We start from the raw sequence: 23,536 nt of genomic DNA, 5'->3' as shown, positions 1-23,536 counted from the left end.
TCGGGGCCCTGAGCGCGCTCACCCGGATGGGCTTCCTGCCCAGGGACTCCGAAGTCGCCGTCGACGTCAGCCCGGGCTGGGTCCGGGTCGCCGCGGCGTACGGCTCGACCTATGTCAGCGACGGCCACCCGCTCGGCCTGCTGTCGCTGTAGCCGCACAGGACCTCCTGCGGTGTCACGGTGACGCGCGCGCGGTGCCGAACCGACACTGCCCTCAGCCGCCCGGGCCGAAGCTGCACAATGAGCCAATGACCATTCTTGACCTCACCGGAAAGACCGTGATCGTCACCGGCGCCTCGTCCGGCATCGGCGAGGCGACCGCGCGGGCCCTGCACGAGGCCGGCGCCCAGCCGGTGCTGGCGGCACGCCGCGCCGACCGGCTGCTCCAGCTGAGCGAGCAGCTCGGCGGCGCGCTGGCGGTACCGACCGACGTCACCGACCCGGGCGCCCGGCAGGCGCTGGTCCAGGCCACCCTCGACCGGCACGGCCGGATCGACGGCCTGGTCAACAACGCCGGCGCCGGCATCCTGAAGCTGCTGGTCGACACCGAGCCGGAGGAGTTCAGTCAGCTGCTGGAGCTCAATCTGGTCAGTGCGCAGGCGATGACCCGGGCCGTGCTGCCCGCCATGCGGGACCAGGGCGGCGGCCGGATCGTCAACGTCTCCTCCGGAGTGATCCAGACACCCGCGCCGACGGTGTCGGCCTACGCCGCCAGCAAGGCGGGCCTCGCCATGTTCAGCGCCGTGGCTCGGTTGGAGCTCGCAGCCGACGGCATCGAGGTGTCCGCGGTGTTCCCGTCGCTGACCGCCACCGAGTTCGCCGGCGGCATCTACCACCTCGGGGCCGAGCCGTTCCCAGGCTTCGTGGTGCAGAGCACCGACTACGTCGCGCGGGTGATCCTGCGGCTACTGCGCACCGGCGAGGCGAGCATCGACATCCCGCACGGCGCCGAGCGACCCGAGCTGACCGAGGTTCCAGCCGCCTGAGCCCGGCCCCGCCGGGCCATCGCGGTCACGGCGACGTGGCCAGCCGGACCGGAACTCCGTGGTCGGCCACCGTGCCGAGCAGCACCGGCTCCGGATCGGCAAGCCCACCGGGCACCGAGAGCTGCACGGTCAGCTCGGCCGGCCGGTACTCCGGCTCGCCCTCGGAGCGGTCGTTCTGGAACACCGGGCTCTCCATGGCGATATGCGCGATCGGCATCCGGCTCCGAGCGGTGCCGAGCACCCACGCCGTCGCCGCGATCTCCTCCACCGGCCAGTACTGCCGGGTGATCGAGTGCCAGACCACGGTGAGCACGCCGTCGGCGGCCGGAGGCTCGAGCACCGACGCCAGCCAGGACGACGCGGACGCCTGGTCCACCACGACCGGCCGCGATTCGGCGATCGCCAGCGCCGCGCGCAGCCGAACGTGGCGGTGCAGGTGATGGGGCCAGACGAACGAGGTGAGCCACAGCCGGCCCTCGGCGGTCGATACGTCGACCGGCGCCAGGTCACAGCCGCGTCGCTGCACCACCGCGAACGGCACCGGCGTGACCGGGCCGTCCACCGCGTCCACCAACCACAGCGGCGAGGTTGCCGGCCCGTAGGACCAACCGTCGCCGGCGATGAAGAACTCGTCCACCAGCAGGTTCAAGCCGGCGGACGCGCCGAGTTCGAGCAGCCGCACCGACGGCAACCCCGACCGCCGGACCGCGTCGAACAGCCCGAGCAGCAGGGGTACGGACCGGCCGGGCTCGTTCGTCTGCGGCGCGATCGCCAGCGCGGCGCGCAGCTCGCCGACGTGCCGTCGCAGCACCGGCTCGAAGTCCTGCCAGGCCCCGTCCGGAGCGGCGGTGCCGCCCAGGTTCGGGTAGTACACCGCCAATCGCGGCTCGGCCCCGGACAGCACCAGGCGCTGGATGCCGGCCAGCAGCCGCAGTTGCACGACCGCCGAGCCTGGCGCCGCTGCCCAGTCCCGGCAGATCTCGGCAACCACGCCGCCGGACTGCCAGTCCTCGGCCATCGCCAGCAACAGCGTCCGGTACAGCCCGTCCGGCATCATCCGCGCGTGACGGCGGAACCGGTCGGCCAAGGTGATCACACGGCGACCATAGGCCGCTACGGCAAGCCGGGCCACACCGCCCAGCCCTTCCGGAACGGGTACGACCCGTAGCGCTGTCTACGACAAAGGCCATGTGCCGAGGCCCTCACACTTCGGGGCGTTCGCGCCGGATTCCCTGTGCCAGCAGCACATTCGGCAGAGCACGCAGAGAGCAGTCACGCTCGGCGTCCGACGCCATGCTGATAAATATCCGCCGGTTCGTGCGGATCCGCCCGACTTAGATGGGAGTGCACCATGTTCGATGGCTCGGCTGCAGCCGTCAGTGAAACTGTGCCCGATGGCGTCGACCCACGGGTTCCGCACATCCCGCGAATCCTGGATTACTTGCTCGACGGCAGCGCCAACTTCGCCGCCGATCGCCAGGTCGCGGAATTCGCCTTCGCGGAATGGCCGGGCGAGCCGGGCGGCGTGGAAGGCGCGAAGGTGGACGTGAAAGCCGCCCGGGGCGCTCTGGGCCGCATCGTGCGCCACTTGGCCGCGGACTGCGGGATCCAGCAGTTCCTGGACATCGCTCCCGGCGTACCGACCATGGACAACACGCATCTCGCGGCGCGTTCGGTCACGCCGAGCGCCAAGACTGTCTATGTCGACCTCGACCCGGTCGTCGTCGCCTACGGCCAGCACCTGCTGGCCGAGGAGGGCAACCGCGACGTGACCATCGTGCAAGGTGATTTCAACGACCCCCAGGATGTCATCGCGCAGGCGTCGAAGACGCTGGACTTCAACCAGCCCATCGGCTTGATCCTGTTCGGGATGCTGCACTTCATCGCCGATCGCGAGCACGGCGCTCGGATGCTGGCCGCATACCTCGACGCGATGCCCTCGGGCAGCTACGTCGCGGTGTCGCACTTCGCCCTGGACGAGCAGGACGCCGGGATGAATGTCGCGCTGCACGCCATGGACGAAAAGTTCGGCGAGGCGGTGGTGCGGCGTACCCGCGCCGAGGTCGCCTGGTTCTTCGAGGGCATGGAACTGCTGGAGCCCGGTGTCGTGGGCACGCACGAGTGGCGGCCGACCGATACGTCAGGCTCCAAGCCCCTGCCGATGTGGGTCGCTGTCGCCCGTAAGCGCTGAGGCGGGTGGGGCCGAACGAGGTAGAGAGAGCGGATGGGATGAACGACCGACTGAAGCGGTATCGGCTGCCGGAATCGGCGCCGAACGAGGAACAGTCCGAATGGCTAGCGCGGGCCGACAAGGTCGCGCCGATCGTGGAGAAGTACCGCGACGTGGCAGAGCGCGACCGCAAGATGCCCCGCCCGGTCTACGAAGCGCTGCGCGACGCAGGATTCACCCGCATGTGGGTTTCCCGCGAGTTCGGTGGCGAGCAGGTGTCGCTGACGGCCGGGATGATCGCGCTGGAATCGCTGGCCCGGCTCGATGCTTCGGTGTCGTGGCAGATCGGCGTCCAGGGCGCCATCGGACGGCTGTCGGATTACCTTCCCGAGGAGAGTTCCCGGCGACTGTTCCTGGACTGCGACGGCTTCGCCGTCGGCGGGGTCAAGCCGTCCGGCCTTGCCGAGCCGGTAGAGGGTGGCTATCTGCTGCGCGGCGAATGGGCGATGGCCAGCGGTTCGGCGCACGCCGACTGGCTGGTGTGCACGTCGCTGTTGTGCAAGGACTGGCAGCCGGTCCTGACTCCCACGGGCCCGGACATCGTGATGCTCTTCGTGCCTGTCTCGAAGGTCCGCTTCCTCGACACCTGGTACACCGTGGGCTTGCGCGGTACCGGAAGCAACCACTATCAGGTGGACGAGCAGTTCGTCCCGGAGGAACTGGCGGTTCGCAAGGGGCGGATGGTCCAGGCACCTCCGGAGCGACCGTCGCGGGCTTATCCGATCGGGTACTTCGATTTCGGGCCGTTCTCGACCGCGCCGGTCGCCCTGGGTGTCGCGGAGGACGCGCTGGATGCGTTCCACACGGCGGCCCGCGCGAAGACCCCGTCGAGCGGAACGCAGACGCTGGCTGCGAACCATGTGGTCCAGGAGCGGTTCGCGCGGGCCGAGCTGGCCGTGTACTCAGCACGGCTACTGTTGTTCGAAGCGGCGCGGCAGGTGGAGGAATCCGGGACTGCCGGCGAGGATCTCAGCTCGCTGGTCCGGCTTGCTTCGGCCACCGTCGGCGAGGCCACCACGGCGGCCGTGGAAAGTGCGTACACGCTGGCGGGGACCACCTCGATGTATGCGACCAGCCGGCTGGAGCGCGCCTTCCGTGACGTGAACACGGTGACCAAGCACATCGCGCTGTCGTACTCGCACTTCGAGACGGTCGGCAACTTCCTGCTCAACAGCGAATCACTCGTGATGCGGCGCTAGCGCGGTACCGCGTGTGGACGCCGGTGGTGTGGTCCCGGCACAGCCGTCGAGATGAAGCCCGCAGGCGCGTTCGAGGATGTTCTCGGGCCGCCTGCGGGCTTTCATGTTTGCTGATCGGGTCATCCAGGCAGGGCACCGAGGCGTCGATGCGATGACATCGAGCTCGGGCTGGACTCGGCAGCCGCCCTGAGCGGCAGCCGGCCCGGGCAACAGTCGCGTCTGCGCCGGCGCGAGCCGCCTAGGCCGCGGCGAATCCAGCACGCCGCGCGATGGCGCCGATCGCCGCGGTCATTCCCCGAAGGCCTCGCACACGGACAGCACGCTCTCGCGGAACCCGCCCTCGGGCATGCCCTTGCCCGCCGTGAAGAGCAGCGGCTCGTCATAGACGCCATCGAAGGTCGTGGAGAACCGTTCCCGGGCCTCGTCCGGCGTTCCGTAGACGGCGAGCGTGTCGAGCATCCGATCCGACACCGCGGCCACCACGGCCGGGATGTCTCGCCGCTGGAATGCCTCACGGATCACGGCGACCTCGGCCTCGAACCCGTGGAACGCCATGAGCGGGGAGGCCGACGGCCGGGCCGCGAATACCGCAAGCTGCGTCGCGGCGAAGGCGCGCGCCTGCGTGGAGTTCTCGCTGACGGCACAGATGATCAGCCCGGTGATCGGGACGGGCCGCTCCCGCCCGGCTCGGGACGCGGCGTCGGTGAGCGCGGGGCGGATCACCTCCTCGACGAAGGCCGGGCTGCAGAGTGGCAGGCCCATCAGCCCATCGGCGACCGTGCCCGCGGCGCGGATCATCGGCAGGCGGCCGCCGGCCAGCAGGATCCGGGGGCGGCTGTCGCCGGCGACCTCGTCCGCCGGCTCCGGCCAGGGCTGGAGCATCGGGTCGGCCGGGATGTGACAGCGGTAGAACTCACCGTCATGGTCGACCGCGGCCGACCCGACCTCCCAGATCTTACGGATCAGCGGCACCAGTTCGGCCAGCCGTGCGGCAGGGCGCGCTTCGTCCAGGCCGTGCCAGTCCGCGATCACCTGCGGGTTGCCGGTTCCCAGGCCCAGCCGGACCCGGCCCGGTGCGAGTTCGGCGAGTGAGCGGAACTCGGTGGCGGTGGTCACCGGGGTGCGGCCCAGCGCCCAGGCTATGGCGGCACCGATCCGGATCCGGGAGGTGGCCGTCGCTGCGGCGGCAAGCGTCACCACCGCGGAACGGTCGTAGAACTCGCTGGAGTAGAACGAGGGAAGCCCGCGCCGTTCGGCCTCGACGGCTACCTGCACCGCGAAGGGCACCGTGCCGGACTGCACCGCCAGGCCGGGCCTGGTCTTCAACCCCTTATCCACGCCGAACACTCCTTAGGACGTTTTTGGGATGTTCTCGACGGTATTGCCCGGCACACTGCAGTGCTTCTCTCGCGCTGCGCAGCTGCCGCCCGATGTACAGTAGCAATCCAATTAAATCGGACAAGCCTGGCAACTTAAAGGTAGCGCCCAAAGTGGCCATAGATCGATTATGTTTTATATGGGACAACAAGTATATAACGACATTATCATCGGTGCTGGAAGCGCTGGGTGCGTCCTCGCCGCCAGGCTCAGCGAGGACGGCAGGCGCCGGGTCGCTCTGCTGGAGGCAGGTACCCACTACCAGGACGCCGCCGCCATGCCCCAGGATCTGTTGGACGGCAACTCCATGTCGCTGGTGCAGCACTCCTGGGGCCTGGCCGCCCAGCTCACCGCGGATCGCCGGGTCGCCTTCCCCCAAGGCAAGGTCAGCGGCGGAGGCTCGGCCATCGGCAACACGGTCGCGATCCGCGGCATGCCGGCCGACTATGACGAGTGGGCCGAGCTGGGCAATCCGTTGTGGTCATGGACCAAGGCGCTGCCCACGCTGGCAGCAGTCGAAGACGATCTGGACTACGGGCACAGGAGATTCCACAACGCCACCGGCCCGCTACCGATCCGGCGCTGGCGCGAGGAGGAGCTCACCGCCGTGCAGCAGGCCTTCCTCGACGGCTGCCTGGCGAACGGATATCCCTACGCCGAGGACCACAACCACCCCGGCTCCTACGGCGTCGGCCCGATCCCGTCGACCCGCCGCGATGCCCGGACCCGGGTCTCCACGGCCATGGCCTACCTATGGCCTGCCCAGGACCGGGCCGGCCTCGAAGTCTTCCCCGACACCTGCGTCGACCGGATAGTGATCCGCGACGGCCGGGCGGTCGGCGTCATCGTGGACGGCGAGGAGGTCAGCGCCGACCGGGTGATCCTCGCCGCCGGGGCCGTCTGGACCCCCACCATCCTGTGGCGATCGGGTATCGGCCCGGCCGACGAGCTGCGCCGGCTGGGCATCGACGTCCGGGTGGACCGGCCGGGGGTCGGCGCGGGACTGATCGACCAGCCGCGGATCGGGGTGTTCGTCACTCCCAAGCCGGGCCGGGACAACTACGGCGCGTCGACCGGACAGATCGTGTTGCGCACGACCTCGTCGGGCTCCGACGCCCGGGCCAACGACATGTACTACGCGATGGTTAACCGCTTCGATCTGGCACACCACTTTCCGGAGCTGCGCAAGGGAGCCGACGGGAGCATCGTGTACGGGGTGATGGCGGTGGCCCGGCGCGCGCACTCACGTGGCAGCGTGACCCTGCAGTCAGCGGACCCGAGCGTAGCGCCCCGGATCGACCTGGGATATCTGTCCGACGAGCGGGACTACCCGCTGATGGCCGAGGCGGTACGCCAGTGCTGGGAGCTGGCGACCACGCCGGCGGTTCTCGAGCACGGCAGGCACGTGGTTCTGATGAACGAGCAGATCCTGGCTTCAGAGGAGGCCATGCGGGCCTACATCGCCTCCGCCATAGACACCGCCTACAACCCGGTAGGCACAGCGCGGATGGGTGCGGCGGACGACGAGGCCGCCGTGGTCGACCAGTACTGCGGCGTCTACGGCACGGAGGGCCTCTTCGTCGCCGACGCCTCGGTGATGCCCACCATGGTGTGCGCGAACACCTTGCTCAGCGTGCTGATGATCGCTGAGAGGGCGTCGCTGCTGCTGCGCGAGCGATGACCGCACGCACTCTCGTTGCCCCGCCGGCTCTGTCGAGCACGTATGGACATCCTTGCCGAGGCGCGATGAGTTCTGACCCCGCCACCGGTATGTATTGACGAGCCCCGCCGGAACATCTCGGGGGACCATTACAAGGGAGAATCCGATGTCAGACAGTCGTACCGAAGACGAGGCCGCAGTCAACGCCGTGCTGAGTGAGGCCTACAAGGCATGGGAGGCCAACGACGCCGACGCCTTCGTCTCCAACTACACCCCCGACGCGACCGCCATCCTGCCCGGCTCGATGCGCAGCGACCGTGACGTGATCCGTCAGAGCATGGGCGCGGGCTTCGAGGGGCCGCTCAAGGGTAGTTCCACCGTCGACGACCAGCTCAGCATTCGCTTCCTCGGCAACGACGGCGCGATCGTGATCAGCGAATCGGGCATCCTGTTCGCCGGTGAGACCGAGGTTCCCGAGCAGCGGAAGATCTACGCGACGTGGGTCCTGGAGAAGCGGGACGGCCAATGGATGATCGCCGCCTACCACAACAGCCCGAAGCTGGCTCCCGGCCACTGAGCCCCGGACAGGCCGGCGTTGTGCTGTGCGTCGCGATGTAGACGCCTGACGAGCCGGTCGAGTGCTTGACGCGTGCCGTGAACGGCGTGAAGCCCCTGCAGAAGTTGGTCCCTCCGGGATCGACGTCTCAGGGCTTCACGCTGGCACCCTGCAGAACGCTGCACCGCGGTTTCCCGCGCCCGTAAGGGACGGCGTCGCGGCGGATCCGGTGGCTTGCCCGCACGACACGGCGCGGCTTCCTCATTGCGCAAAGGCCACACCGGCCCGACCGCGGAGGCGGGAGACTTGTCCCGCTACGGTCGGGCCGGTCCAGGTCGCCGTACCCTGAACTGCTGTCAGTGCTCCTGGCAGGCGGCCGCCAGTGAGTTCTCGAAGTGCTTGGCGACATTCTCGATCACATCGTCCCGATGGAACGCGGTGTCGTAGACCAGGTCGAGGGTGAGCCTGCCGTAGGCCGTGGACCCGAACAGCGTGGCAACGGGTCCGCGTGCCGTCGTGGCCCAGCGGCTGTCAGTGACCCGCAGCCCGTCAGGCAGGGTGTAGTCCTCGACGATGCCGATGTTGGACACCATGAACGACATCGCCCGCAGCGGCACGGGGCGGCCGGTGACCCGCTGGGTCAGCAGCCTGCGCTGGATCTCGTTCTGCTCCAGGGCCGCCTGCAGTTGCGTGCTGATCCGTCGGCCCACCTCGACCGGCTGGTCATCGGCATCTACCAGGGTGCCGCAGACAAGGCGTGCCACACAGCAGAAAGGCGCATCGGGCGGGATCGGTGGATCCACCCGCGGGCGCAGGTCGACGGCGAAGGCCGGCGAGACCGGCAGCGGGCCGGCGTCGGCGGAGAACTGGGCACGCACCGCGCAGGCCATGGCCCCGCTCAGCAAGTTGGTGATGGACACCCCGCCGCGGCGGCCGGCCGCGATCAGGGCGGCGGTCGTGTCCTGGGCGTAGCTGAAGCTGCGCACGCCCAGCTCGCCGGGAGCGGCGGCGTCCACCGCCAGGGTCAAGGGCGTATCGGTGTCCTCGACCGGCCGCACCGGATTCGGCTCGTACCCTGCGGCCAGCAGTGCATCCTCCAGAGTCCCTTCGAAAGCAGGTTCGCCGGGCGGCTCGGGGGCCACTCCGCGCAGCAGATCGGTGTAGTAGCCGAGCAACCGGTGCAGCAGGAGCGTGTTCAGCCTGGCATCGCTGGCAGCATGGTCGCCGGCGAGGCTCAGCACTGCCGAATCCGCGGTCTGGGACAGCGCGATGCGGCTGACCGGACGGTCCTGCTCGATGGGGACGTTCAGCTCGTGGGCAAGGGTGCCCGCGCCCGGCACCAGCCCGGCACCTTCTTCGGACACCACCAGGGCGATGCCGTCGTCGGACTGGCGAAGGGAGCTGCGAAGCACCGGATGATGGCGCTGCAGCAGGCGTGCGGCCTGGTCCATGACTGCCGCGTCCACTTCACCTTGCAGACTGAGACTGGCCACTACCGGGCCAACCCGTGCTCGCGCGAACATTGATTCGAAGAAGGTCAAGGAACGTTGCTCGAGCGTCATATGTGAGCCTTCGTGTCTATGGAGAGGGCCAAACGATGCAGTCAGTTGAAATGACTTCGTCGCGTGCCTGGTGGGCACGGCGAAATCCGGTTCAGCCCGCGTCGGCGAAACTGCGGTGTCGAGGGCCATGCGCGCGAGGCAATGCTCACGGCGGCTCGGGTGCCGGCGGTCAGGCCGGAACCCGATCATCAGCCTTTACTTGAACGGTGTAGGGGTGAGGATCCGCCGCTGCAGCGAAGCCACGATCGGGCCGTCCACCTCGCTCAGCCTCTTGGCCTCGATCCACTCGGGATCGGCTAGAAAGGACTTCCACTTGCGCTCGAGGTCGTCGTAGGAGTCGAACCGCAGGACGTATACGATTTCATTCATCGTGTTGGTCCCGAATTCGGTCACCGAGATGAAGACGACCTCCATCCCGTGCTTGGCGAAACCCTTCAGCGCGTGCTCGTTGAACCTGCGTATCAAGGCGGAAATGCGGCCCGGGACTGCGGAGTATTCGCGTAATTCGTAGATCACGCTATCTTCACTCCCCTTCAGGGTTTGTGTGGTGGCTTTGCTTCGCGGTCGGAGGCGGGCGGCGCCCCAACACGGGGCAAGGGCGGTTCGAGCGCTCCGTTCGCCGAGCCTAATCCGGGCTCAGCAGGTGATTTTCTTCGTAAATGCCGCCCAGCGGCCAGAACAGGTCAATCGCCGTGAGCGTGTCCGATGAGTTCTTGCCCCGTGGTCGGTATATATGACCGAGCCTCGGCTGGCCGCGAACCGGCGCCGTGACCGGGGGTGGAGCTACTGGACGGAGACAACGATGACCACGACAGGGTCGGCCGCGGCACCCACCGCAGAGGCCAGCAGACGGTGGCTGATGCTGGTACTGCTGTTGTTGGGACAGTTCATGGGCTTGGTCGACGTGTTCATCGTCAATGTGGCGATGCCCTCCATCGGTACGCGGTTCCACTCCTCCGGGGCGTCCCTGCAGTTGGTGGTGGGTGGTTATATCGTCGCCTACGCGATGCTGCTGATCACCGGTGCCCGGCTGGGTGACCTCTACGGGCGGCGGCGGATGTACCTGCTGGGCGTCGTCGTGTTCACCCTCATGTCCGCCGCCTGCGCGCTCGCGCCCAACGTCGCCACCCTCGTGGTCTTCCGTTTCGCCCAGGGGGCCGGCGCGGCGATCATGGTGCCTCAGATCATGAGCGTCATCCAGATGCAGTTCACGGGCAAGGCGCGTGCTCAGGCGCTGTCCGCCTACGGCGCGGTCCTCGCGACGGGCGCGGTGGCAGGCCTGATCCTCGGCGGGGTCATTGTGAACGCCGATCTATTCGACACCGGTTGGCGGCCCGTGTTCATGATCAACGTGCCGATCGGCGCGGTTCTGATCGCGCTGGTGCCGCGCTTGCTCCCGCAGGACGCGCCCACCGGGCGGAGGCGGCTGGATCTGTTCGGCCTGGCCGTGGCGGTCCCCGCGGTGTTCCTGATGGTGCTTCCCGCCGTTCAAGGACGTGAGCTGGGCTGGCCGGCCTGGACGTACGCGTGCATCGCCGCGGGTGCCGTACTGGCAGTCGTGTTCGTGCAGTTCGAGCGCAGGATGGCGGCCCGCGGCGGCGACCCGCTGCTCAACTTCTCTGTGCTGCGGGCCTCGGGCATGTCGGTCGGGATGATGACGCTGGTGTGCGTGCAGCTCACCTACGGGGGCTTCCTGTTCGTCTTCACCCTGCACCTGCAGGCGGGGCTGGGGCAGAGCGCGCTGCGCGCCGGGCTGACCTACGTGCCGATGTCCATCACCTTCGGTCTGACCGGCTTCTACTGGCGCAAACTCCCTGAGCGGCTACATCCTGTGCTTGCACCCTCGGGCCTGGCGCTCTCCGCGCTCTCCTACGCCCTGATCGGGATCGCCATGCACAGCGGCACCTCCGGCGGCGCGCTGATGTGGGTGGGCACGATGCTCAACGGCGTGGGGATGGGCTTGTCGGTGAGCCCGCTGCTCACCCAGTCGCTGGTCAATGTGCCGATGGCCCAGGCAGCTGACGCCAGCGGCCTGCTGACCACCGTCGTCCAGCTCGGACAGGTCGCCGGGATCACGATATTCGGGGCGATCTACCTGACGCTCTTCAGCCGCGTGGGCAGCGACACCCATGCCCACATCGCGGGTTCGGCAATGTCCACGACCGCGGTCTGGATCTCGGCGGTAGCAGCGCTCGGCGTGATCCCGGGGGTGGTCCTGGCCCGCACCGTTCTGCAGGCTCGGCGCCCGCGCCCGCCGCAGCCGGCCGCTGTGGCCGCCCAGAGCGTCTCGGACTGAGTGGACGGTCGGCGGCGGCGCGTGGTGGCTCCAGCCAGAGCCATGGCGCGTCCGCCGCCCGACATGACGAGCGGGCGACCAGCCTCAGACGCCGACCAGGCCTTGCGCGTCGAGTCCGGCCGCCAGACCGAAAGCCGCGAAGACCTCGGAGTCCTGGAACACCGAGTTCCGGCTGATGCCCTCCGCAGTCACGGTGAAGATCTGCAGCGTGTGCAGCTGGTATCCGCCACCGACGCGCCGGTAGGCGGCGAAACCGGGCTGGCCGTTGGCTGCGACAGCTATCAGACGCCAGTCCGATCCGGACGCCTTGAAGACCCATTCCATGAACACGCCGTAGTTGCCGCAGCCCGAGAACCAGTTCAGCATGGGCGGCATCTCCATGATCACGTCCTCGGTGAGCAGCCGCTTGAGGCCCTCGACGTCGGCGTGCTCGAACGCCTTCATATAGCGTTCGACCCAGGCACGCTGCTCGGTTGCCGACGGCTCGCTGAGACGTTCCTGCCGGACCCCGAGCTCACGCACCCGGGTACGGGCGCGCTGGAGCGAACTGTTCACCGACACGGTGGTTGTGCCTAAGATCTCCGCTGCCTCGGACGCGGAGAAGCTGAGCACGTCCCGCAGGATCAGCGCGCCACGCTGCCATGCGGACAGGTGCTGCAGGGCGGCGGCGAACGCCAGGCGCAGGCTGCTGCGGTCGACCGCGGCCCGAGCGGGATCGCCGGCGTCCAGCAACGAGTCCGGCAACGGCTGCAGCCAGGAGACGTTCTCTCCGCGGACCAGCGGCTCGCGCGGGTCCGACTCTGCCACCAGCCCTGAGGGCAGCGGCCGGCGGCCGCGAACCTCCAAGGCGGTCAGGCAGGCGTTCGTCGCGATCCGGTAGAGCCAGGTTCGCAGGGAGCTTCGAGTCTCGTCGTACTGGTCCCGCGCCCGCCATGCCCTCAGGTACGTCTCCTGGACCAGGTCTTCGGCGTCATGAGCCGAGCCGATCATGCGGTAGCAGTACGCCAACAGTTCCGTTCGGAACGGTTCGATGAGGCTCTCGAAGCTTTCTTGTTTGGTCGTCACTCCACGGCCCTCCTCCGCTACGCCGCCAAGGGGGCCACCATACCCGGCGTTCTTGGTCATACGGCATCCTCGGCGCGGCGTGCCACCGCCCCTACGGGCGGCCAGCGATCAGAACCCGTTGAGGGCCCAGCGGTCGCCGCGGACGGCGACGGAACCGGGGAGTTCGATCAGTTCGGGCTTGAACAGCGGAGGGACACCGATGGCCGGTTCCCAGGAGGCCAGGGCCTCGTCCTGCTGGACCTCGATGCGTACGTCGCGGGCGAGGTCGTCCAGTACGCGGACGATGAGGCGCACCCCGAGAGGGGCGAGGTGCTCGCGCCACAGCGATTCGACGGTGGCATTGCGCGGGACGATGATGTGCTCCTGCGCGGCGATGGGGCCGGCGTCGGTACGTTCGGTGAGGTGGTAGATCGAGCCGCCGCTGACCCGGTCACCGTCGCGGATCGTCCAGCGCACGGCGTCGCGGCCCCGATGCAGCGGCAGCAGGCTCGGGTGGTAGCCGATAGTGGCCACCCGGGCGCGGGCGCGAGTCCGCCGCCCGATGAAGGCGCGCGAGTGTGCGGCGAGAATTACGTCGGTGCCGTCGGGGATGTGGTGGGCTCGCAGGTCGAGCGATGGGATCCAGTCGATACCGCGCGGGTAGGCCCAGGAGCGCAGGCGGTCCCAGGTCATCGGATTGGCGTCGTCCCCGGCGTAGCTGTGGGTCTTGCGTTGCCGCGGCGAGGCCACACCGATGATCTTGTGCCCGTTCTCGACGACGGCTTCGGCTACATCGACGGCGAACGCACCCTGACCGGACAGAAAGATGTTCATTAACTCCCCAAGAGGTCGAATTCTCTCGTTATAAGCCTATGTCCGGTTTGGGGCATGGTCTGTCCGACGTTGCTTTAGTTCGGCTCCAAGGTGGCCCAGCCCGTCAGCGGGGCGGTGAGGCCTCTCCAGGCGCGGTGAATGGCGTTACGCGACCAGCAGATCGAGCCTTGGCGGGGTTCCTCGGTCTCGGCACTGCGCGGCAGCCACAGCAGAACCGGCGCCGCGAGGTAGGTCAGCCGCCGGCACGGCTCAGGCGCGCAGCCACACCGCGGTGTTGGCAGGCAGCTTGGCGCCCTCGATCACCGACGAGGACAGCAGCACCTCACCCGGCGGCAGCTCCACCGGAACGTCGCCGGCATTCAGCGCGACCACCAGGTTCGGCCCCCGCCGGTAGGCCAGGCAGCCCTCGGGAGCCTTCAGCCAGGCGAACGACGACCCGTGCAGCTCGTTCAGCTCGCGGCGCAACCGCAGCGCCCGCCGGTACAGCCACAGGGTGGACTCGGGATCCTTCGACTCGGCCTCGACGGTGAAGGACCGCCACCCGGCCGGCATCGGCAGCCAGGTTCCCGGCGAGGTGCTGAAGCCGAACGGCGGCTCGTCGCCCGCCCACGGCATCGGCACCCGCTCGCCGTCCCGGCCCCGCTGGGTGTGACCGCTGCGTTCCCAGGTCGGGTCCTGCAACACCTCGTCCGGCAGCTCGACGTTCTCCAGCCCCAGCTCGTCGCCGTTGTAGATGTAGGCCGCTCCGGGCAGCGACAGCGTGAGCAGCACCGCGGCCCGGCCGCGGGCCTGCCCGAGCGCGCCGCCGCCGTACCGGGTGACGTGGCGGACCACGTCGTGGTTGGACAGCACCCAGGTGCACGGGGCGCCCACCTCGGACATCGCCTTCAGCGAACCGTCGATGGCCTCGGTGAGGTCCTCGCCGGACCACGGCGCCTCCACCAGCCGGAAGTTGAAGGTCAGGTGCAGCTCATCGGGACGGACGTAGAGCGCCAGCCGTTCGTCGTCGGGCACCCAGGCCTCGCCCACCGCCATCCGGTGGGGGTAGGAGTCCATCACCCGCCGGAACATCCGCAGGTGCTCGTGCACCCCGTCCTGGTCGAAGCGCAGGTCGGGATCGAGCTGGGTGTGCGGGCCGGTGTAGTTGGTCAGGTCCATGTCGGGCAGCCCGGCGGGCTTGGCCATCGAGTGCGCCACGTCGACCCGGAAGCCGTCCACCCCACGGTCCATCCAGAACCGCAGGATCCGCTCGAACTCGGCACTGACCTCGGGGTTCTCCCAGTTCAGGTCGGGCTGCTCGGGAGCGAAGATGTGCAGGTACCACTGGCCGTCGGGCACCCGCTGCCAGGCCGGGCCGCCGAAGATCGACGGCCAGTTGTTGGGCGGCTCCGAGCCGTCCGGGCCCTTGCCGTCGCGGAAGAGGAACCGGGCTCGCTCCGGGGAGCCGGGGCCGGCAGCCAGCGCCTGCTGGAACCACGGGTGCTGCTCGGAGAGGTGATTGGGGACGATGTCGACGGTGACCTTGATGTCGCGGGCATGCGCCTCGGCCACCAGGGCGTCGAAGTCGGCCAGGGTGCCGAACATCGGGTCCACGTCGGTCGGGTCAGCCACGTCGTAGCCGCCGTCGGCCATCGGCGAGGTGTAGAAGGGGCTCAGCCAGATCCCGTCGATGCCCAGTTGCCGCAGGTGATCCAGCCGGTTCCGTACCCCGATCAGGTCCCCCATGCCGTCGCCGTTGCCGTCGGCGAAGCTCCGGGGATAGACCTGGTAGAGCACCGCGCTGCGCCACCAGTCGGCGCCGGTGAGGTACGGCGCACCCGGGCCGCTGACGAATCCGTGCGCCGCCGCACCGTCGACATCGTCGACGACGACCACCTTGCCGGCCGCGTCGGCGCTGGAGTGGTCATGACTGTTCTGGTCACGGTTGTTCTCAGTGGGCGTGTCGGACACGCGTTCCTCCGGGGCTCGTTGAGCGGATCGCTTCACCAGGCAAGGGGTCAACGGTCCCGGCCGACCATCCCTGTAAGCCTTTCCAGCCCATTGTGTCCCGGCCCGGAAAGCCCGTCAAGCTGCCTGCGCGGCGCCGCGGGCGGGCTCAGCCGAGCGAATTGCGCATCGACTCGGCAGCCATCCTCAGGTAGTTCCAGAGCTCGGTCGCCACGTCCTCGGGCAGGTCGAGTGAGTCCAGCGCCTCGCGCATGTGCCGCAGCCAGGCGTCGCGTTCGGCCGTGCCGATCACGAACGGGGCATGCCGCATCCGCAGCCGGGGATGGCCGCGGTTCTGCGAGTAGGTGCCCGGCCCGCCCCAGTACTGGATCAGGAACAGCGCCAGCCGGTCCGCGGCCGGTTCCAGATCCTGCTCCGGGTACAGCGGGCGCAGCACCGGATCCGCCGCGACGCCTGCGTAGAACCGCCGCACCAACGATCGGAAGGTCTGCTCGCCACCGGCGCGCTCGAAGAAGTCCGTGCTCACCACCGCGGGATCCCGACTCCTGCCCGCATGTCCGCCGCTCTCACCCCACCATTGTTCCTCACCGGATCGTTGCTCAGCTCAGTTCCCGGTTCGGTCAGTCCGCCACCGGCAGGGCGTGCCCCACTCCGGCACTGTCGAGGTTGGCCCGGATCCGGGCCCGCAGCTCGCGCGCGACCCGCCACTGCTCCAGCGGCTTCACCCGGGCCACCAGCCGCAGCACCGTCTCGGCCCGCCCGAGCTGCTCGATGCCCAGCACCTCCGGCGCTGCCAGCAGGCACGGCAGCCACTGCTCGTCGGCATACAGTTCCGCACCGGCGCGCGAGATCGCCGCCAGCGCCGCCGGCACGTCCTCCCCGATGCCCACCGGAACGTCGAGGACCACCTGGGCGTACTGCTGTGACATGTTGCCCACCCGGACGATCTCGCCGTTGCGCACGTACCAGGCCACCCCCTCGACATCGCGCAGCCGGGTGGTGCGCAGGCCGACCGCCTCGACGGTGCCGGTGGCCTCCTTGACGTCGATGACGTCGCCCACGCCGTACTGGTCCTCGAGCATCATGAACATCCCGGACAGGAAGTCCTTGACGACGTTCTGGGCGCCGAAGCCGACCGCGACGCCCACCAGCGAGGTACCTGCCACGAACGGCGCCAGGCTGATCCCGAACACCTGCAGCCCGAGCAGGAACGCGGTGAGGAAGATCAGCAGGCTGACCGCGCTGCGCAGCACCGAGGCGATGGTGTCGGCTCGCTGCTTGCGGCGCTCGCTGACCAGGCCGGCCGACTCCCAGAACTGCAGGCCGCCGGCGCGCTCGGTGAGCGGGCTCAGGATGGCCGGCACCCGGCCGTCCACGCTGGCGGTACTGAGCCGGTTGATCCAGCGGTGTGCCAGCATCCGCACCACCAGTGCCACCAGCACGATGGCCAGCAGTTGCAAGGGTTTGACGATCAGCACGCCGGCGTGCTCGTGCCAGAAACCGCGCAGCGCTGCAGGCTCGGGCCGCAGGGCCGCGGCCGGCTGATTTCCAGAGAGGTCCACGGCGGCTAAGACTGCCACCTGCGGCACTGCCCGGCCGGCAGGCCGAGCGGCCGGGTACGGGCGGCGACACCTCGGTAATAAGTCGATCTTTATGGATGCGCGAAGCACTTTCGTCGGGTTCACTGGACTCCGACACCCGGAGGTGAGGCCGGTGACGGGATCGCTTGTGCTCGACACGTCGTGCAGCGCATCGTGCGACGCGCCGCTGCCGTGCGCCGCGGTCTCTGCGGTGGGGCTCACCGGATGAGTGGGGCCCTGGTTCTCAATGCCACCTATGAGCCGCTGTGCGTGGTGCCGTTGCGGCGGGCGATCCTGCTCGTGCTGGCCGAGAAGGCGGTGATCGTGGAGTCCGGTGGTGCCATCCTGCACTCCGCGCGGGTGGCCATCGAGGCGCCGTCGGTGGTCCGGCTGAGCCGCTTCGTCCGGGTTCCCTACCGCAGCCGGGTGCCGCTGACCCGCCGGGCCGTCATGTACCGGGACGGTGTGCGCTGCGCCTACTGCCAGCGCCGGGCCGACACCATCGATCACGTCGTCCCGCGCAGCCGCGGCGGAAAGCACGAGTGGGTCAACGTCGTCGCCGCCTGCGCCTCGTGCAATCACCGCAAGGCCGACCGGTTGCTGGCCGAGCTGGGCTGGAGCCTGGCCTTCACCCCCAAGGAGCCGGCCGGCTACGCCGGATTCGCGGTCGGCTACGTCCGCGAGCCCAGCTGGGAGCCGTACCTGGACGCCTGGAGCAACGGCGGGCGGGTCGCCAGCTAGCCTGCCTGAATGGCAGATCTGCACGACCTGAGCGCCCTGGACGCCGCCGCGGCCATCCGCCGGCGGGAGGTCAGTTCCTCGGAGCTGGTGGCACACTTCCTGGACCGGATCCAACGGCTGGACGGCCAGGTCGGCGCCTTCGTCACGGTCACCGATGCCGCCGCTCGCGAGCAGGCCAGGCAGGCCGACGCCCAGCTGCTCTCCGGTGCCGAGCTGCCGCCGTTGCACGGCGTGCCGACGGCCATCAAGGACCTGAACCTGACGGCCGGGGTGCCGACCAAGCTGGGTTCGCGGGTGTACCGGGACTTCGTGCCCGACCTCGACGACCATGTCGTGACGCTGCTCCGGCAGGCCGGCACCATCTCCCTGGGCAAGACGGCGACGCCCGAGCTGGGGCTGCCCTGCTACACCGAAACCGACATCGGGCCGCCGGCGCGCACCCCCTGGGACACCGGCCGGCTCGCCGGTGGATCCTCCGGCGGCGCGGCGGCAGCGGTCGCGGCCGGCTTCGTGCCGATCGCCCAGGGCTCCGACGGCGGCGGGTCGATCCGGATCCCGGCCAGCGTCACCGGTGTGTACGGCATCAAGCCGTCCCGGGGCCGGATCTCGCGCGGCCCGCTGGACGCCGACTCCAGCGGGCTGTCGGTGCTCGGCCCGCTGGCCCGCACCGTCCGCGACGCCGCGGCGTTCCTGGACGCCACCGCCGTCCCGCAGCCCGGTGACCCGAACTGGGCACCGCCGTTGCCGGCCGGCGAGACCTTCCTGGACTGGTGTGACCGCGCGCCGTCGGGGCTTCGGATCGGGCGCTACCTGCAGCCGCCGATCCCCGGTGCCGAGGTGGACCTGGAGTGCCGGACGGCCTGGGAGTTCGCGAGCGTCCTGCTGGAAAGCCTCGGTCACGAGGTGATGGACATGCCGATGCCGATGCCGGCGGCAGTGATCCCGGCCTTCGAGACGGTGTGGGCGGTGTCGGCGGCCAGCGCGCCGGTGAATCCGGACCGGGAGGCGGAGCTGCGCCCGCTGACCCGCTACCTGCGCGAGCGGGGCCGGGGGATCAGCGCGACCGAGTACTCGACCGCGCTGGGGCTGCTGAACCTGGTCAGCCGGCAGGCGATCGCTGCCACCGCCGAGTTCGACGCGGTGCTGACCCCGACCCTGGCCCTGACACCACGGCCGATCGGCTGGTTCAGCGGAACCGCGGCGGACCCGGTCGACCCGGCTGAGGACTTCGAGCGGCAGAAGCGGTTCACCCCGTTCACCGCGGTGTACAACGCGACCGGCCAGCCGGCGGCCAGCCTGCCGTTGCACTGGAGCGCCGAGGGCCTGCCGGTCGGCGTGATGCTGGTCGGCAGGCCGGCGGGGGAGGCGGCCCTGCTCGCCCTGTCGGCCCAGGTCGAGGCCGCCGCGCCGTGGGCGGACCGGCACCCGCCGATGTGGAAGGCCTGAGCGCTTCGATACCGTGTGATGGCAGGGATCGCCGGAGGGCACTATCGAAGGTGCGGGTCGAGGGTGGCTCGTCACCCGGGCGGAGGAATGCGTATGAGCATCGTGCAGACGGCACTGGTCTTCGTCGGCATCCCGGCCGCGGTCGTGCTCGTGGTCGCCGCGGTCGTGTACGCCCGGGCCAACGACCGCGCCCCGCGTTACCGGCCGGGCGGGCCGTGGCAGTTCAATCCGGTCTGGTACCTGCCGCACCCCGAGCATGCCGGCCCGGTGTCGAGCCTGCATTCGGCCGAGCCGAATCCGCATGCGGCCGCGCTCGACGGCGCCCGTGCCCGGCCGGCCCTTCTCGACGGGCATGGCGCCACCGCACAACCGGCGGCCCTTCCCGGCCGAGTGGCTGCCGAGCCCGTTGCGGCCAGCGGAGGTGCCAGCGGTGAGTGGTGACCTGAAGGCTTCGACCGGCGCGACCAGCATGCAATCCCTCGATGCGGACCGCCAGAACGATGCGAACGCCGACTCCGAGCCCGTCGACCCGAACGACACCGACGCCCGCGTCCTGGACCCCTACGACTCGGAGCCCCGGGTCAAGGAGATGACCACCCAGCGCGAGACCCACCTGAGCCCTGACCGCCCGTTCAAGCCGGCTCAGCTCGCCCGGATCGACGAGGCCCTGACGTTGGCCTCCCGCGAGACCGGCTTGCTGTTCAGCCTGTACGTCGGCGACCTCGGGCCGTCCAGCCGGGCCACTGCCGAAGCGATGTTCGCCAACCTGGCCGCCCGGCACCATGCCCCGGTGCTGGTCGCGATCTCACCGGGCCAGCGCCGGCTGGAGATCGTCACCGGCGGCGAGTCGGCCCGCCGGATCCCGAATCGGATCGCCGCGCTGGCCGCCTTGGCGATGCGCGGCTCGTTCGCCAACGGTGACCTGACCGGTGGGATCGTCACCGGCCTGCGCCAGCTCGCCGACGCCGCCGGCCAAGGCTGACGGCCGGCCGCTCCGTGCGGCGGGTGCTCAGCCGGCAGACGCGATGTCCCGCCCGTCCCGGAGTTGCTTAGTTAGCGAAAACATCTTCTGGATAGGCTGAAGGACGATGACTGCCACCCTGTCTGACCGCGCTCACGCCAAGGCGCTCGCCGCGCTCACCGCGTCCTACGCCGCCATCGCGGAGGGCACGCCGGTCCGGCTCGCCAAGCGCACCTCGAACCTGTTCCGGCCGCGCACCGAGCAGGCGTCGGCGGGCCTGGACGTCAGCGGCCTGGACGGGGTGCTCTCGGTCGACCCGATCGCCCGCACCGCCGACGTGCAGGGCATGTGCACCTACGAGCGACTGGTCGCCGAGTGCCTGCGGTACGGCTTGATGCCCAAGGTGGTGCCGCAGCTGAAGACCATCACCCTCGGCGGCGCGGTGACGGGCCTGGGCATCGAGTCCTCGTCCTTCCGCAACGGCCTGCCGCACGAGTCGGTGCTGGAGATGGACGTGCTGACCGGCGACGGCCGGCTGCTGACGATCAGCCCCAGCCAGTACCCCGACCTGTTCGCGGGCTTTCCGAACTCCTACGGCAGCCTCGGTTACGCGGTCCGGCTGCTCATCGAACTGGACCCGGTGCGCGGGTTCGTCGGCCTGCGCAACGTCCGGTTCGCAGACCTCGACGCCCTCGCCGCGGCGGTCGGGCAGATCACCGCGGAGCGGAGCTGGGCCGGTGAGCCGGTCGACTTCCTCGACGGGGCGGTCTTCAGCACCGACCAGGCCTACCTGTGCCTGGGCCGGTGGGCGGACAGCCCGGCAGCGGCCGGCGTCGAGGCCGCCAGCGACTACACCGGCCAGCAGATCTACTACCGCTCGATCCCGGCCCGCGAGCGGGACTGCCTGGCGGTCTCGGACTACCTGTGGCGTTGGGACACCGACTGGTTCTGGTGCTCCGGCGCCTTCGGCGTGCAGAACCCGGTGATCCGCCGGCTGTGGCCGGCCAGGTACCGGCGCAGCGACTTCTACCACCGGCTGATCTCCCTGGACCACCGGTTCAAGGTGGCCGAGAAGATCGACCGGGTGCGCCGGCAGCCGCCCCGCGAGCGGGTCGTGCAGGACGTCGAGATCCCGCTGGAGCGGACTCCGGCCTTCCTGCGCTGGTTCGCCGAGCACGTGGGGATGTCGCCGGTGTGGCTGTGCCCGCTGAAGCTGCGCGAGCCCGGTGACGGACCGGACGAGGACCGGCAGGGCTCGACCAAGCCGTGGCCGCTGTACCCGCTGTCGCCGGGCCAGGTCTATGTCAACGTCGGCTTCTGGGGCACCGTGCCGATCGTGGACGGGAAGTCCGACGGTGACGTCAACCGGCTCGTCGAGGCCGCGGTCGCCGAGCACGCCGGGCACAAGTCGCTGTACTCCGATGCCTACTACGACCGGCAGACCTTCGCCGCGGTGTACGGCGGCACGGTCTACGCCGAATTGAAGGACCGATACGATCCCGGCCACCGGCTGACCGGGCTGTATGAGAAAGCGGTGGGACGCAGATGAAGATCGCCGACCTGGTGTCGATGCTCACTGTCGACGGCGCGCCGATGCGGTTCGAGGCCTACGACGGCAGTTCCTTCGGCCCGCTCGACGCGGCATTCACACTGCAGCTGATCAACGAGCGCGGGCTGCGCTACCTGGCGACCGCGCCGGGTGACCTGGGGCTGGCGCGGGCCTACGTGCAGGGTGACCTGGTGCTGCACGGGGCACATCCGGGCGATCCCTACGAGGCACTGCGATGCCTGGGCGGCTGGCGGTTCCGCCGGCCCACCCCCACCGAGGCACGGGTGCTGCTGCGCGAGATGGGCTGGCGCAACCTGCTGCCGCCCGAGCCGCCCGCGCAGGAGTCGCTGCCGCGCTGGCGCCGGGTGATGGAGGGCCTGCGGCACTCCCGCGACCGGGACGCCCAGGCGATCGGCAAGCACTACGACGTGTCGAACGAGTTCTACGAGAAGGTGCTCGGGCCGTCGATGGCCTACACCTGCGCGGTGTTCCCCAAGCCGGACGCCAGCCTGGAGGAGGCACAGGAGGAGAAGTTCGACCTGGTGGCCCGCAAGCTGGGCCTGGAACGGGGCATGCGGCTGCTCGACGTCGGCTGCGGCTGGGGCGGCATGGCCCGGCACGCGGCCGCCAACTACGGCGTCCAGGTGGTGGGCGTGACGCTCTCGGCCGCCCAGGCGAACTGGGGCGCGGCGGCCGTCGAGCGGGACGGGCTGTCCCAGCAGGTGCGGATCCTGCACAGCGACTACCGGGACGCGCCGGGCTCGGGCTACGACGCGATCAGCTCGATCGGCCTGATGGAGCACGTCGGGGTCGGCAACTACCCGGCCTACTTCGCCTTTCTCAAGGGCAAGCTGCGCGACGGCGGCCGGCTGCTCAACCACTGCATCACCCGCCCGGACAACAAGCAGGACCCGATGCCCGGCCACTTCATCGACCGCTACGTCTTTCCCGACGGCGAGCTGACCGGGTCCGGCCGCATCATCACCGAGGCGCAGAACGCCGGCTTCGAGGTGCGCCACGAGGAGAACCTGCGCGAGCACTACGCGCTGACCCTGAAGCACTGGTGCGCGAACCTGGTGCGCAACTGGGATGCCTGTGTCGCCGACGTCGGCGAGCCCACCGCCCGGGTGTGGGGGCTCTACATGGCCGGTTCGCGGGTGGGCTTCGAGACCAACGGCGTGCAGCTGCACCAGGTGCTGGCGGTCAAGACGGCCGAGTCCGGCGACGCGATGTTCCCGCTGCGCCCGAACTGGGGTTCCTGATCGAACTGGGTTCCTGACCGGACTGCGCTCCTGACCGGACTGGGCTCCTGACCCCGCCCGCCGCGGCCGTAGGCCGGCGCCTGCTCAGCCGGCGGCGGCGTCGACCGCCCGGCCCCGGAGCGCCCGGGCGACCTCCGATCGGCCCTCGCTGATCAGCCGATGCAGGGCGGCCGGGTGGCTGGTGTCGGCCAGGAAGTCGTCCGCCAGCCGCAGCGTCTGCTCATCGATCGCGCTGGACCAGGACGGGTACAGCCCGATCACCAGGAACTTGGCCGTCTCGGTGGTGAGCCGGTCCCAGAGTCCGGCC

22 protein-coding genes are annotated in these 23,536 nt (G+C 69.7%); 12 read left to right on the top strand and 10 right to left on the bottom strand.

Going from position 1 to position 23,536, the window contains the following annotated elements; translation table 11 throughout:
• Positions 1–247: 247 nt before the first annotated feature.
• A complete protein-coding gene (locus VF542_RS06915; protein ID WP_408650965.1) occupies positions 248–985 on the top strand; it encodes an SDR family NAD(P)-dependent oxidoreductase in 738 nt (245 codons plus the stop codon).
• A gap of 25 nt (positions 986–1,010) precedes the next feature.
• On the opposite strand, the gene VF542_RS06910 is transcribed toward VF542_RS06915, so the two are convergent.
• Positions 1,011–2,081, bottom strand: coding sequence for a DUF2332 domain-containing protein (locus VF542_RS06910; protein ID WP_408650964.1), 1,071 nt, complete (start codon positions 2,079–2,081; stop codon positions 1,011–1,013).
• A 255-nt stretch (positions 2,082–2,336) separates the two neighbouring features.
• Between VF542_RS06910 and VF542_RS06905 the strand changes: the two genes are divergently transcribed.
• Together VF542_RS06905 and VF542_RS06900 are read left to right on the top strand one after the other, a co-directional pair.
• Complete coding sequence (locus VF542_RS06905; RefSeq protein ID WP_408650963.1) at positions 2,337–3,176, top strand: SAM-dependent methyltransferase; 840 nt, start codon at positions 2,337–2,339, stop codon at positions 3,174–3,176.
• Between the two features lie 38 nt (positions 3,177–3,214).
• On the top strand, positions 3,215–4,414 hold the full coding sequence (locus VF542_RS06900; RefSeq protein WP_408650962.1) for an acyl-CoA dehydrogenase family protein: 1,200 nt from the start codon (positions 3,215–3,217) through the stop codon (positions 4,412–4,414).
• Between the two features lie 288 nt (positions 4,415–4,702).
• Here VF542_RS06900 and VF542_RS06895 read toward each other — a convergent pair whose 3' ends face one another.
• Positions 4,703–5,752 carry an LLM class flavin-dependent oxidoreductase gene (locus tag VF542_RS06895; RefSeq protein ID WP_408650961.1) on the bottom strand — a complete coding sequence of 350 codons (1,050 nt, stop codon included), beginning with the start codon at positions 5,750–5,752 and terminating at the stop codon, positions 4,703–4,705.
• A 169-nt stretch (positions 5,753–5,921) separates the two neighbouring features.
• Here VF542_RS06895 and VF542_RS06890 point away from each other — a divergent pair, with 169 nt between their 5' ends.
• Entirely contained in the window at positions 5,922–7,472 is a 1,551-nt protein-coding gene (locus VF542_RS06890) for a GMC family oxidoreductase (protein WP_408650960.1), read from the top strand.
• A 145-nt stretch (positions 7,473–7,617) separates the two neighbouring features.
• Entirely contained in the window at positions 7,618–8,028 is a 411-nt protein-coding gene (locus tag VF542_RS06885; protein WP_408650959.1) for an SgcJ/EcaC family oxidoreductase, read from the top strand.
• A 335-nt stretch (positions 8,029–8,363) separates the two neighbouring features.
• Here VF542_RS06885 and VF542_RS06880 read toward each other — a convergent pair whose 3' ends face one another.
• Complete coding sequence (locus VF542_RS06880; RefSeq protein WP_408650958.1) at positions 8,364–9,698, bottom strand: phthiocerol/phthiodiolone dimycocerosyl transferase family protein; 1,335 nt, start codon at positions 9,696–9,698, stop codon at positions 8,364–8,366.
• Between the two features lie 66 nt (positions 9,699–9,764).
• The gene (locus VF542_RS06875; RefSeq protein ID WP_408650957.1) at positions 9,765–10,085 is read right to left on the bottom strand and encodes an NIPSNAP family protein; all 321 of its coding nucleotides are present in this window, start codon (positions 10,083–10,085) and stop codon (positions 9,765–9,767) included.
• Positions 10,086–10,428: 343 nt separating this feature from the next.
• Here VF542_RS06875 and VF542_RS06870 point away from each other — a divergent pair, with 343 nt between their 5' ends.
• The gene (locus VF542_RS06870) at positions 10,429–11,865 is read left to right on the top strand and encodes an MFS transporter (protein WP_408650956.1); all 1,437 of its coding nucleotides are present in this window, start codon (positions 10,429–10,431) and stop codon (positions 11,863–11,865) included.
• An 84-nt stretch (positions 11,866–11,949) separates the two neighbouring features.
• Here VF542_RS06870 and VF542_RS06865 read toward each other — a convergent pair whose 3' ends face one another.
• From VF542_RS06865 to VF542_RS06845, 5 genes are all read right to left on the bottom strand, one after another.
• Complete coding sequence (locus VF542_RS06865) at positions 11,950–12,930, bottom strand: sigma-70 family RNA polymerase sigma factor (RefSeq protein WP_408650955.1); 981 nt, start codon at positions 12,928–12,930, stop codon at positions 11,950–11,952.
• Positions 12,931–13,038: 108 nt separating this feature from the next.
• A complete protein-coding gene (locus tag VF542_RS06860) occupies positions 13,039–13,743 on the bottom strand; it encodes a formyltransferase family protein (RefSeq protein WP_408650954.1) in 705 nt (234 codons plus the stop codon).
• 249 nt (positions 13,744–13,992) lie between these two features.
• Entirely contained in the window at positions 13,993–15,519 is a 1,527-nt protein-coding gene (locus VF542_RS06855; RefSeq protein ID WP_408650966.1) for a glycoside hydrolase family 13 protein, read from the bottom strand.
• 319 nt (positions 15,520–15,838) lie between these two features.
• Positions 15,839–16,219 (bottom strand): globin, encoded by a 381-nt coding sequence (locus VF542_RS06850; protein ID WP_408650953.1) that lies wholly within the window; start codon positions 16,217–16,219, stop codon positions 15,839–15,841.
• A gap of 91 nt (positions 16,220–16,310) precedes the next feature.
• Entirely contained in the window at positions 16,311–17,270 is a 960-nt protein-coding gene (locus VF542_RS06845; RefSeq protein WP_408650952.1) for a mechanosensitive ion channel family protein, read from the bottom strand.
• Between the two features lie 225 nt (positions 17,271–17,495).
• Here VF542_RS06845 and VF542_RS06840 point away from each other — a divergent pair, with 225 nt between their 5' ends.
• The 6 genes from VF542_RS06840 (at position 17,496) to VF542_RS06815 (ending at position 23,229) form a co-directional block, all read left to right on the top strand.
• Positions 17,496–18,011 carry an HNH endonuclease gene (locus VF542_RS06840; protein ID WP_408650951.1) on the top strand — a complete coding sequence of 172 codons (516 nt, stop codon included), beginning with the start codon at positions 17,496–17,498 and terminating at the stop codon, positions 18,009–18,011.
• 9 nt (positions 18,012–18,020) lie between these two features.
• Positions 18,021–19,457, top strand: coding sequence for an amidase (locus VF542_RS06835; RefSeq protein WP_408650950.1), 1,437 nt, complete (start codon positions 18,021–18,023; stop codon positions 19,455–19,457).
• A 93-nt stretch (positions 19,458–19,550) separates the two neighbouring features.
• Positions 19,551–19,898, top strand: a complete 348-nt coding sequence (locus tag VF542_RS06830; RefSeq protein WP_408650949.1) for a hypothetical protein — start codon at positions 19,551–19,553, stop codon at positions 19,896–19,898.
• The gene (locus tag VF542_RS06825; RefSeq protein ID WP_408650948.1) at positions 19,888–20,439 is read left to right on the top strand and encodes a DUF5130 family protein; all 552 of its coding nucleotides are present in this window, start codon (positions 19,888–19,890) and stop codon (positions 20,437–20,439) included. The genes VF542_RS06830 and VF542_RS06825 overlap by 11 nt, the downstream gene beginning before the upstream one ends.
• A 106-nt stretch (positions 20,440–20,545) precedes the next feature.
• Complete coding sequence (locus VF542_RS06820; RefSeq protein ID WP_408650947.1) at positions 20,546–21,967, top strand: FAD-binding protein; 1,422 nt, start codon at positions 20,546–20,548, stop codon at positions 21,965–21,967.
• Positions 21,964–23,229, top strand: coding sequence for a class I SAM-dependent methyltransferase (locus VF542_RS06815; RefSeq protein WP_408650946.1), 1,266 nt, complete (start codon positions 21,964–21,966; stop codon positions 23,227–23,229). The genes VF542_RS06820 and VF542_RS06815 overlap by 4 nt, the downstream gene beginning before the upstream one ends.
• A gap of 84 nt (positions 23,230–23,313) precedes the next feature.
• Here VF542_RS06815 and VF542_RS06810 read toward each other — a convergent pair.
• Positions 23,314–23,536: hypothetical protein (locus tag VF542_RS06810; protein WP_408650945.1), on the bottom strand; the 223-nt coding region annotated here is incomplete at its 5' end.

This window comes from Jatrophihabitans sp. (genome assembly GCF_036389215.1).
Lineage (GTDB): Bacteria > Actinomycetota > Actinomycetes > Mycobacteriales > Jatrophihabitantaceae > Jatrophihabitans_A.
The sequence above is the reverse complement of the archived record's forward strand: the minus strand, read 5'-3'. Positions and strand labels throughout refer to the sequence as shown.

What these genes read in the sequence shown, in the direction of transcription:
- VF542_RS06880 (WP_408650958.1), bottom strand. Translation starts at nt 9,698, where the DNA reads ATGGCCCTCGACACCGCAGTTTCGCCGACGCGGGCTGAACCGGATTTC.
- VF542_RS06870 (WP_408650956.1), top strand. Translation starts at nt 10,429, where the DNA reads ATGCTGGTACTGCTGTTGTTGGGACAGTTCATGGGCTTGGTCGACGTG.
- VF542_RS06860 (WP_408650954.1), bottom strand. Translation starts at nt 13,743, where the DNA reads ATGAACATCTTTCTGTCCGGTCAGGGTGCGTTCGCCGTCGATGTAGCC.
- VF542_RS06890 (WP_408650960.1), top strand. Translation starts at nt 5,922, where the DNA reads ATGTTTTATATGGGACAACAAGTATATAACGACATTATCATCGGTGCT.
- VF542_RS06815 (WP_408650946.1), top strand. Translation starts at nt 21,964, where the DNA reads ATGAAGATCGCCGACCTGGTGTCGATGCTCACTGTCGACGGCGCGCCG.
- VF542_RS06915 (WP_408650965.1), top strand. Translation starts at nt 248, where the DNA reads ATGACCATTCTTGACCTCACCGGAAAGACCGTGATCGTCACCGGCGCC.
- VF542_RS06905 (WP_408650963.1), top strand. Translation starts at nt 2,337, where the DNA reads ATGTTCGATGGCTCGGCTGCAGCCGTCAGTGAAACTGTGCCCGATGGC.
- VF542_RS06840 (WP_408650951.1), top strand. Translation starts at nt 17,496, where the DNA reads ATGAGTGGGGCCCTGGTTCTCAATGCCACCTATGAGCCGCTGTGCGTG.
- VF542_RS06835 (WP_408650950.1), top strand. Translation starts at nt 18,021, where the DNA reads ATGGCAGATCTGCACGACCTGAGCGCCCTGGACGCCGCCGCGGCCATC.
- VF542_RS06830 (WP_408650949.1), top strand. Translation starts at nt 19,551, where the DNA reads ATGAGCATCGTGCAGACGGCACTGGTCTTCGTCGGCATCCCGGCCGCG.
- VF542_RS06885 (WP_408650959.1), top strand. Translation starts at nt 7,618, where the DNA reads ATGTCAGACAGTCGTACCGAAGACGAGGCCGCAGTCAACGCCGTGCTG.
- VF542_RS06900 (WP_408650962.1), top strand. Translation starts at nt 3,215, where the DNA reads ATGAACGACCGACTGAAGCGGTATCGGCTGCCGGAATCGGCGCCGAAC.
- VF542_RS06820 (WP_408650947.1), top strand. Translation starts at nt 20,546, where the DNA reads ATGACTGCCACCCTGTCTGACCGCGCTCACGCCAAGGCGCTCGCCGCG.